We start from the raw sequence: 9,095 nt of genomic DNA on the forward strand, positions 1-9,095 counted from the left end.
GCCGAGGCCGGCCGGCGGTCGAGGAACGCGGCGACGGCGTCGGCGTCATCGGGGACGAAGCCCCCCGGCCCCGGCGCCGGCCGGCCGTAACCCCGGCCCCTCAGCCGTACAGCCGCTCCGCATACTGCGGGCCGTAGTGCTGTTCCAGTGCCTCCAGGGGCAGGTCCTGGGCCTCCAGGCCCTTGACCATCCGGGCCCGTGAGGGCAGCGCGTCCGGCTGCCAGGTCTCCGGCTTCCACAGCTCCGAGCGCAAAAACGCCTTGGAGCAGTGGTAGAAGACCTCCTCGACCTCCACCAGCAGCGCCAGCCGTGGGCGGTTGCCCTTGACGATCAGCTCGTCGAAGAACGGGGCATCGCGCAGCAGCCGGGCGCGGCCGTTGATCCGCAGGGTGTCGCCGCGCCCCGGAAGGACGTAGTCCAGCCCGACATGCGGGTTGGCCAGGATGTTCGCGAACCCGTCCAGGCGCCTGTTGCCGGGGCGGTCGGGTATGGCGAGGGTGGTGTCGTCCAGGACGTGGGTGAAGCCCGCGGGGTCGCCCTTGGGCGAGACATCACAGCGGCCCTGCGCATCCGCGGTGGCCAGCATGCAGAACGGCGAGCGGGCCAGCCACTGGCGGTCGAGATCGTGCAGTCGGTGCCGGACCTTGTGCGCGGCATGGGAGCTGGGCTCGCCGATCAGCTCACGCAGCTCCGCCTCCGACGAGATCTCCACCACGCCGGCCCCCTCTCCGGCCCCCGCCGCCGCTCCTGCCGCTCCCGCCGTCTCCACCGGTGTCTCCCCTCACTCCCGCTCCCCTGGTCAAGGCATCACCGAATGTACGGGATGCCACTGACAATCGGCCGTGTACTCCCGTACCTATGCGGGCACTTGGCTTTGCCGGAGCCGCCATGACCCCTCAACGCGCCCTGGCCGAACGCAAGCTGGGTGTAGCGACGGGGCAAGCTCCCGGCGCCGGGGCCGCCGGGTGAAGCGTCCGTGGCGGCCCGCCGCACGCAACACGATTCGGCCGCCGTGCGCCCCGGACGTCCGGTGAGGGTTGTGTGGTGGTTCCTTCACCGTCGCGCCGCTGGCACTTCCTGCTTACCCAGCCGTAACTTACTAGCGAGTCAACTGCGTTGGCCCTTGCGATCCGGATCGCAGGTGAACGGCTCACCGAGCACTTCGGAGTCCCCTCACCCCGCAAGGAGCATCGTATGAAGCTGCGCTGGTCAAGATCGCTCACCTTCCTCTCCGCTCTCGCCCTGGCCTTCGGGGCCACTACCGTTCCCGCCGCAGCCGCCGACCCCACCGTCAGCAGTGGCTGGAACAACTACTCCTGCAAGCCCTCCGCCGCCCACCCGCGGCCGGTGGTCCTGGTGCACGGCACCCTCGGCAACTCCATCGACAACTGGCTCGGTCTCGCGCCCTACTTGGTGGCCCGAGGCTATTGCGTCTTCTCCCTGGACTACGGCCGGCTGCCCGGCGTCCCGCTCTTCTACGGACTGGGCCCGGTCGATGCCTCCGCCGGGCAGCTCGCCGCCTACGTCGACCGGGTGCTGGCCGCCACCGGGGCGCCGAAGGTCGACCTCGTAGGGCACTCGCAGGGCGGCATGATGGCCCGGGTGTACATGAAGTTCCACGGTGGCGCGGACAAGGTGAACGCGCTGGTCGGGCTGGCTCCCGACAACCACGGCACCGATGTGGACGGCCTGACCCGCCTGCTGCCGTACTTCCCCGGCGCCAAGAAGTACCTCGAAGAGTTGACGCCGGGGCTCTCCGACCAGATCGTCGGCTCCGACATCCTGCGCCGCCTCAACGAGGGCGGTGACACCCTCCCCGGGGTGCACTACACCGTGATCGCCACCAGGTACGACGAGGTCGTCACGCCCTACCGGACCGCGTTCCTCGACGGCCCCGATGTGCACAACGTCGTGCTCCAGGACCTGTGCGCGATCGACATCTCCGAGCATGTGGCCATCGGGCTCGCCGACATCGCCGCCTTCCACGAGACGGCCAACGCGCTCGACCCGGCCCACGCCACCCCGACGACCTGCACGTCGGGCTGACCGGGAGCCCGGCCCGGCCCCCTGTCGGCGAGGGGACCGGGCCGGGCTCCGTACCGGGTGCGCCCGCCGCGGTCAGTCGCCGGCCAGCAGGGCGCCGGTGCACTCCTCGGCGAGGTCCTCGGCATGATCGGGCAGCGGGGACCCGCCGCGCAGATGGCGGCGTACCAGGGACAGCGGGAGATCGATGACCGCGAGCGTCACCCGGTCCAGGCCGGGCCGGCCGTGGATCCCGAGCGCCCCCGCGAGCGCCGCCACGGCGGCCCGTACCCGCATGTTCCCGTCCTCGGCCCGCAGCAGCTGCTCGTCCGGCCAGTCGTCGTGGCCGAAGTCATGGGACCCGTACAGCAGCAGCGCGGCCTCCTGCGGGTGGGCGCGGCTCCACGCCACGATGTGCCGGGCGGCGGCCCGGGCCCCGGCGCGCGGGTCGGCCGACGACTCCAGGGCCTCGAAGTAGCCCTCCTGGAAGCCCTCGACGGTCCGCAGCCACACCTCGGCGAGCAGTGCCGAGCGGCCGGGAAAGCGGTGGTAGAGCGAGCCGCTGGGCGCGCCGACGGCCGCCGCGACCGCGGACATGGTGACACCCGAGGGACCGGATTCGGCCGCCAGCCGTACGGCGGCGTCGAGCAGCTGCGGGGTGTCGAAACGGGGTGGCCTTGCCATGTTCTAGAGGGTACTCTCCACTATATTGGAGAGGCTTCTCTGAAATGGGATGCGGACCACGCGGGGAAGGGGCGCGATGGGCGTCTACCACGTGCACGAGCGGCTGCTGCCGGTGCCTGGGGCCGAGGCCGGACTGCTGATCGACGGCCTGTCGGGCGACGAGGACCCGCTCTGGCCGCGCCGCGACTGGCCCCCGATGCGCTTCGACGGCCCGCTGGCTCCGGGCACGACCGGCGGCCACGGTCCGGTCCGCTACACCGTGGCGGCCTACGTCCCGGGCCGGTGGGTGCGCTTCGCCTTCAGCGGACCGCGTGGCTTCCAGGGCTTCCACGAATACACCGTCCACCCGCTCGGACCGGACCGCACCCTGCTGCGCCACACCCTCGCCATGCACGCCCGCGGCCCGGCCCGGCTCAGCTGGCCGCTGGCCTTCCGGCCCCTCCACGACGCGGCCCTGGAGGACAGCCTGGACCGCGCCGAAGAGGCCTGTACGGGCACCGTCGCCCGGCCCGCCCGCTGGAGCCGCTACGTCCGGCTGCTGCGCCGGCTCGTCCGCTGAATCGGCGCCGCGTCTGGGGCCGGGCGCGGCGGGCCCGGCCGGCTCCGCCACCGTCAGCCGGGAGCTTGCGCACCCGCCGCACCACAGGGGAGTGCGGCGCGGCAACAGCTCCAAGGCGGTGGCGGGGCCGGCGAACTGCCTGCCCCCCCCGAGGCCGGGTAGCGCTCAAGTCGCCGGCACGGATTCCCGTCCCGGTTCGTACCTGGCGCCAACAGGGCGGCGCTGCCCCCGCGTTGACGGGCGAGGGCGGCGCCGCTCCCCGGGCAGCCGGGGTGCCGGTCAGCCGCGGGACCGGGCGGCCCTGCGACGGGTGGTGGCGAACAGCACCCCGGCACCCAGGGCCACGACGGCGGCGCCGGTGACGGCCAGCGGGGTGGTGGAGGAGTCACCGCCGGTCTCCGCCAGCCGCCGGCCGCCGGCCGGCTTGGCGCCGCCGTCGGGCCGCGGGGCGTTGCCGGTGGCGTCCGAACCCCCGCCCACCGCGGGGCTGTCGGCGCTCGCCGCGCGCACGGTGTCCGTGTGGGCGCCCGCACCCTGGTGGCCGTGGTGGCTCATGTCCATCGACGACTTCGCGGCACCCGCCGCGATCTGGGTGTCGGTCGGCGCGGAGGCGGTCGGCGCGGAGGCGGTGGGCGCGGACTTCGTGGTGGCGCCCGCGGCCCGGCCGCCGTCCTTCCCGAAGACGACGTCCGAGCAGGTGTAGAACGCCTCCGGGCTGTCCGACCGCTGCCAGATGCTGTAGATCAGATGGCGCCCGGACCGCGCCGGCACCGTCCCGTCGAAGACGTACTCGCCGTTGGCCAGCTTCGGGTCGGTGACCTTCGCGAACGGCTTCGACTCCAGGTCGGACCACTTCAGCGGCTTGGTCGGGTCGTAGCCCTTCTTGGTGAGGTAGAGCGCGAAGGAGCCCTTGTGCGGAGCGGTGGCCTTGTAGTGGAACGTGTGCACGCCGGCCCGCATACGGGAGGACGGCCAGTCGGCGCGCGGGAGGTCCAGGCCCTTGTACGTGGCGTTGCCGGCGCTGCACAGCTTGCCGTCCGGGATCTTCTCCCTCGACTTGCCGCCGGCGTTGCCGTCCCGCACTCCGTTCCAGTCGTAGAGCGCCTGGGTCCCGCCGATCTGCACGGCGGCCTTGCACGCCGCGGACCGCGGGCTCTCCGGCCCCTCCGCGTAGCAGGCCGAGACCCGGCTGACCGGGTCCGTCATCGAACCGTGCGCGGCGGCCGGACTCGCGGTGAGCACGGTGAGCGCGAGCGGTGCGACACCGGCCAGCGCGATCCCGGTGGCCTTGCGACGAGCGGTCATCGTGGGGGTCTCCTTCATGAGTGGGCAGGCAACCGGGGCAGGGGGAGGGCAAGGCAGCACAGTGGTGGGGGGTCGGGATGCGGACGTCGGCGCCGCCCCCGGTGTACGGCACCGACGACCCGCAACGCCGCCTTGCGAGAAGCACGTTAGCCCCGCTGAACAGCGGATTTACGGCTCGAAGGGCGATGCAGTGGATCTTTATGGCGGGCTTAAGGCACGGCTAAGCGGGGGTACAGGCAGGCGGGCAGGAAACGGGCATCGCGGCCTTGGCCAACGGGCCTTGCCCCGCCCCGAAGTGGGGGAGGGCAAGGCCCGTTGGCCGCAGTCGGCACGCGGGCCGGCGCCCGGCGCGCGTCAGTTGGAGCGGCCCGCGCGGTGGCGTCGGACTCTGCCCGGTACCGCGACGGTGACGGCGTGGTGCACCAGCCACTCCAGGGGGCCGCGGCGCAGCCATGTCCGCCACAGCAGGGACACGGTCAGCGAGACCACGGCGAAGACGGCGAAGGACAGGACGGAACGGCCGGCCGACTCGCCTTGGGGCGCGCTGACCGGCGCGAGGTGGGTGAGCCAGAGAAAATGGCCGAAGTACCAGGTCAGAGCCATACTGCCGAAGGCGGCGAAGGGGCGGAGCAGTCGCCGCCACCGCCGCTTGTCCATCAGGGTGAGGAGGCCGCCGAGCAGTGCGGTGATCGTGCCGAGCATGAAGGTGCCTTCGGTGGCGCTGAGTTGCTTCTCGGCGGGGCCGGGGTGCCCCATGGTGACGAGCGACTCCCAGGGGGCCTTGGGCATCGGGGGAGGTGCGGACGGTGCACCGCCGGCCGTAGTGGGCGCGGCCGCCGCGGCCGCCGGCGGATTCTTGTACGCGTCGACCTTGTCCACGGCACCCAGCGGATACATCGAGACCAGCGACAGCAGAAGTGCGGCCACGGCCGTTCCCGCTCCGGCCACCACCATCCGCCGCCGTACCGCGGCCTCGCGCAGGTCCAGCTTGCCCAGCGCGAGCCCGAGCACCAGGAACGGGAGTACGGAGATGGTGTCCTGGCCCACCGTTCCCAGACCGAAGAAGACTTGTTGGAGGGTGGCCGGCCATTCGCCCGGGTGGATGAGCAGCTCGAATCCGCCCGCCAGTTGTTCCGGGGGCAGGCCCGGCAGGAATCCCCAGCTCGCTCCCGCGTGATCGGCGGCGATCTTGAATGCCGGGCAGAGCACCGCCAGTACACCGGCGATGATCAGCAGGGTCCTGACCCGCAGCACCGACAGGGGAAGCAGGAGCAGCAGCCACAGGGCGTAGTAGTGCAGGATCTGGATCTCCCACTCGCCGAGCTCGCCCAGCACCAGGGCCAGCACGAACAGCATTCCCGCCCGGACCGCCACCCGCTTCCAGGCGAGGACCCGCTCCCGGCCGCGGCGTACGGACGTACCGCCGGTCAGCAACGCGACCGTCACCCCTGCCAGGAGGAAGAAGATCTCCCGGGAGCGGGTGCCGAGCAGCCCGTTGATCCAGCTCAGTGCGGAATCGGCGGGCTTCCCCGGCGGCGTGGGGCTCCCCCAGCCGGTCAGCGTGAAATGCAGCCAGACCATGCCGAGGATCGCGAGCGCGCGGAGTACGTCGATCCCCAGCATCCGCCCTTTCGGGGCCGGCCGGTTTGTCGGGTCGTCATCTTCGGCGTGCGTTTCTTGTGGATTGCGCGCCTGGACGGCCGTGCTGGCCATGAGATTCCTTCCTTCGGCTCTTCGTTCTCAAGCGAAGGTAGAAGTGCACCTTTCCGGCGCGTTGACGACCGCATAACCGTTTTGTGACCGGTGCATTGGCGCCCCAGGTGACGCGGGGGAGCCGCCCCCTACGTCATTGCTCGTCCGCAGTGGAGAACGCGGACGGGTCGCCGAGGTCGGCGGCGAGTGCGCTCAGTTCGTTCGCCGCCGCGCTCACGGGGGCGGCGCGGAGCGACAGTTCGGCCCAGATGATCTTTCCCTGGGCGGTGTAGCGGGTGCCCCACCGCTGGGCGTACCGGGCGATGAGGAACAGCCCCCGGCCGCCCTCGTCGGTGGTCCGCGCGTGGCGGAGGTGCGGCGAGGTGCTGCTGGCGTCGGACACCTCGCAGATCAGCGCCCGCGCCCGGATCATCCGCAGACCGATCGGCCCGGACGCGTGCCGCAGGGCATTGGTGACCAGCTCGCTGACGATCAGTTCGGTGGAGAAGCCGAGCTCCGCCAGGTCCCACTCCGCCAGCCGGGCGGACGCCGCCCGGCGGGCCTCGCCGACCGCTGACGGATCGGCCGGGATCTCCCAAGTGGCTAGCTGGGTATGGGGCAGGGCCCGGGTACGTGCCAGCAGCAGCGCCACATCGTCCACCGGCCGGGCGCCCGGCAGACCGCCGACCACCGTGTCGCAGAGGCTCTCCAGCGGAGCCTGCGGATCGGCCAGGGCGGTGCGCAGCCGGGCGATCCCCCCGTCGAGGTCGAGGGCCTTCCCCATCAGCAGCCCGTTGGTGTAGAGAGCCAGCAAACTCCCTTCCGGCAAGGGCACTTCGACGGATTCGAAGGGCATCCCGCCCAGCCCCAGCGGCGGGCCGGTCGGCAGCTCCAGCAACTCGGCGGTGCCGGCCGGGCTCACCAGCAGCGGCGCGGGGTGACCGGCGCGGGCCAGCGTGCAACTGCAGGCGACCGGGTCGTAGACCGCGTACAGACAGGTGGCGCCGACGACTCCGGTGTCGGCGGTGTCGGCGGTATCGGCGTTCGTGTCGTCGGCGACCCGGTTGACCATGTCGTCGAGGTGCGCCAGCACCTCTTCCGGGGACAGCGGCAGGTCGGCGAGCGCCTGTACGGCGGCGCGCAGCCGGCCCATCGTGGCCGCGGCGTGCACCCCGTGGCCGACCACATCGCCGACCACCAGCGCGACCCGGGCTCCGGACAGCGGGATCACGTCGAACCAGTCGCCGCCGACGCCGCTGAGCGAGTCGGCCGGCAGATAGCGAGAGGCCGCGTCCACCGCGCACTGATCGGGCAGATCGCGCGGCAGCAGGCTGTGTTGGAGGGTGAGAGCCGCGGTGTGCTCCCGGGTGTATCGGCGGGCGTTGTCGATGGCCATCGCGGCGCGGGTGACGAATTCCTCGGCGAGCACCAGGTCGTCGGGCTGGAACGGTCCGGTGTGCTGCCAGCGGGCGAACGCGGCCGCGCCCAGGAAGACCCCGCGCGCCCGCAGCGGCACCACCATCAGCGAGTGGAAGCCGAGCTCCCGCAGATGTGCCGCCTGCACCGGGTCCTCGGCCGCCCACTCGCCGTCGGCGAGATCGAGCGTCTGCAGCAATGTGGAGTTTCCTTCGGTGAGACTGCGCACCACGGGCGCCGACGGAGGGTAGGAGGCCCGGTCCCCGACGGCGACCAGCGCCTCCGGGCAGCCCTCGCGGACGGACTGCTGTCCCGCCCGGCGCATGGTGAACAGCGCCGTGGCGTCGACCGGCCCGGCGCTCGGCTCCTCCCCGCTGAGCAGCGCGTCGAGCAGGTCGACGGTGACGAAGTCGGCGAGATCGGGCACCGCCGCATCGGACAGCTCCTGTGCGGTGTGCCAGACGTCCAGCGAACTGCCGATGCGCTCCCCGGCCCGGTTCAGCAGCGTCATCCGCTGCCGGGAACGGTAACTGTCCGTGACGTCGAGGACCATGTAGCAGACGCCGAGCACCTGGCCGGAACCGTCCTCCAGGCGGAAGAACGACGTGGAGTAGGCGTGCTCCCGCTGCGGATCGGACTGCGGACGCCCCAGGTATTCGTAGCCGACAGAGGGGACGCCGGTACGCAGCACCCGGTGCATCTCGGCCTCGAAGGCCTCCACGGCCAGGCTCGGCTGTACGTCCCCCAGGCGCTTGCCGAGGCGGTCCTCGCGCCGGACGCCGCCCATCCGCTCCAGTGCGTCGTTGATCCATACGAAGCGCAGATCGGCGTTCACCATGGCCACACCGATCGGCGACAGGCCCAAAATCCCGTCCAGGAACGACCGGCTCGCTCCCGACCAGGGCGTCTGCGCCATCTCGGCGGCGAGCACGAGCCGCGCGGAGCGCTGTTCGGCGTCCAGCACCGGCAGCACGCGGAATTCCAGGTCGAGGCGGTGCCCGTCCTTGTGCCGTACGGCCTCCAGCCCGCTCCAGCCGTCCGCGGCCGCCAGCCGCTCCTGCCACCTGGTGTCCTGGGCGGACTGGGGGTCCACCCCGGTGAAGAGATCCGCCAGGGGCCTGCCGACGGCCTCGGACACCGCATAGCCGAGCAGCCGCTCCGCCCCCTCGGTCCAGCCCCGAGCCACCCCCGCGCGATCCGCCATCACCACGGCCGTCCGCGTGAGGTCGAAGACGCTGTCTCCGGAGAGACCGCTGCTCTGGGGCACGCTCATGTGACCGGTCCAATGCCGGTACCACCTGCGACGGACGCCCTTTGCGGACGACATCGACGCACCGTACCGGCGTTTTCCACGGTACTCCCTCACCCCCGCCGGTGCCCTTCCCGGCGCCGGCCCCGGCCCGCACGGGACTTCGGC

General features: G+C 72.1%; 7 protein-coding genes. 2 read left to right on the forward strand and 5 right to left on the reverse strand.

The features are described 5' to 3' along the window. Positions 1-100: 100 nt before the first annotated feature. Positions 101-712 (reverse strand): pyridoxamine 5'-phosphate oxidase family protein, encoded by a 612-nt coding sequence (locus tag EST92_RS29205; protein ID WP_129283712.1) that lies wholly within the window; start codon positions 710-712, stop codon positions 101-103. Between the two features lie 482 nt (positions 713-1,194). Here EST92_RS29205 and EST92_RS29210 point away from each other — a divergent pair, with 482 nt between their 5' ends. Further along, complete coding sequence (locus EST92_RS29210) at positions 1,195-2,046, forward strand: alpha/beta fold hydrolase (RefSeq protein ID WP_129283706.1); 852 nt, start codon at positions 1,195-1,197, stop codon at positions 2,044-2,046. Positions 2,047-2,118: 72 nt separating this feature from the next. Here the strand turns inward: EST92_RS29210 and EST92_RS29215 are convergent, their stop codons facing one another. Further along, positions 2,119-2,706, reverse strand: a complete 588-nt coding sequence (locus EST92_RS29215; protein ID WP_129283707.1) for a TetR/AcrR family transcriptional regulator — start codon at positions 2,704-2,706, stop codon at positions 2,119-2,121. A gap of 76 nt (positions 2,707-2,782) precedes the next feature. Here EST92_RS29215 and EST92_RS29220 point away from each other — a divergent pair, with 76 nt between their 5' ends. Then, on the forward strand, positions 2,783-3,265 hold the full coding sequence (locus EST92_RS29220; RefSeq protein WP_129283708.1) for an SRPBCC family protein: 483 nt from the start codon (positions 2,783-2,785) through the stop codon (positions 3,263-3,265). A gap of 279 nt (positions 3,266-3,544) precedes the next feature. On the opposite strand, the gene EST92_RS29225 is transcribed toward EST92_RS29220, so the two are convergent. The 3 genes from EST92_RS29225 to EST92_RS29235 all read right to left on the reverse strand — a co-directional run bounded on the left by EST92_RS29225 (position 3,545) and on the right by EST92_RS29235 (position 8,951). Beyond that, positions 3,545-4,570, reverse strand: coding sequence for a lytic polysaccharide monooxygenase (locus EST92_RS29225; protein ID WP_129283709.1), 1,026 nt, complete (start codon positions 4,568-4,570; stop codon positions 3,545-3,547). 354 nt (positions 4,571-4,924) lie between these two features. Further along, positions 4,925-6,283: a DUF418 domain-containing protein gene (locus EST92_RS29230; protein WP_129283710.1), complete on the reverse strand. Its 1,359-nt coding sequence runs from the start codon at positions 6,281-6,283 to the stop codon at positions 4,925-4,927. Positions 6,284-6,416: 133 nt separating this feature from the next. Beyond that, positions 6,417-8,951 carry a SpoIIE family protein phosphatase gene (locus tag EST92_RS29235; RefSeq protein WP_129283711.1) on the reverse strand — a complete coding sequence of 845 codons (2,535 nt, stop codon included), beginning with the start codon at positions 8,949-8,951 and terminating at the stop codon, positions 6,417-6,419. Between the last annotated feature and the right edge of the window lie 144 nt (positions 8,952-9,095).

This window comes from Streptomyces sp. TM32 (assembly GCF_004122755.1).
Lineage (GTDB): Bacteria > Actinomycetota > Actinomycetes > Streptomycetales > Streptomycetaceae > Streptomyces > Streptomyces sioyaensis.

Coding starts and splice junctions, on each gene's coding strand:
- EST92_RS29210 (WP_129283706.1), top strand. CDS start 1,195: ATGAAGCTGCGCTGGTCAAGATCGCTCACCTTCCTCTCCGCTCTCGCC.
- EST92_RS29235 (WP_129283711.1), bottom strand. CDS start 8,951: ATGAGCGTGCCCCAGAGCAGCGGTCTCTCCGGAGACAGCGTCTTCGAC.
- EST92_RS29225 (WP_129283709.1), bottom strand. CDS start 4,570: ATGACCGCTCGTCGCAAGGCCACCGGGATCGCGCTGGCCGGTGTCGCA.
- EST92_RS29220 (WP_129283708.1), top strand. CDS start 2,783: ATGGGCGTCTACCACGTGCACGAGCGGCTGCTGCCGGTGCCTGGGGCC.
- EST92_RS29215 (WP_129283707.1), bottom strand. CDS start 2,706: ATGGCAAGGCCACCCCGTTTCGACACCCCGCAGCTGCTCGACGCCGCC.
- EST92_RS29230 (WP_129283710.1), bottom strand. CDS start 6,283: ATGGCCAGCACGGCCGTCCAGGCGCGCAATCCACAAGAAACGCACGCC.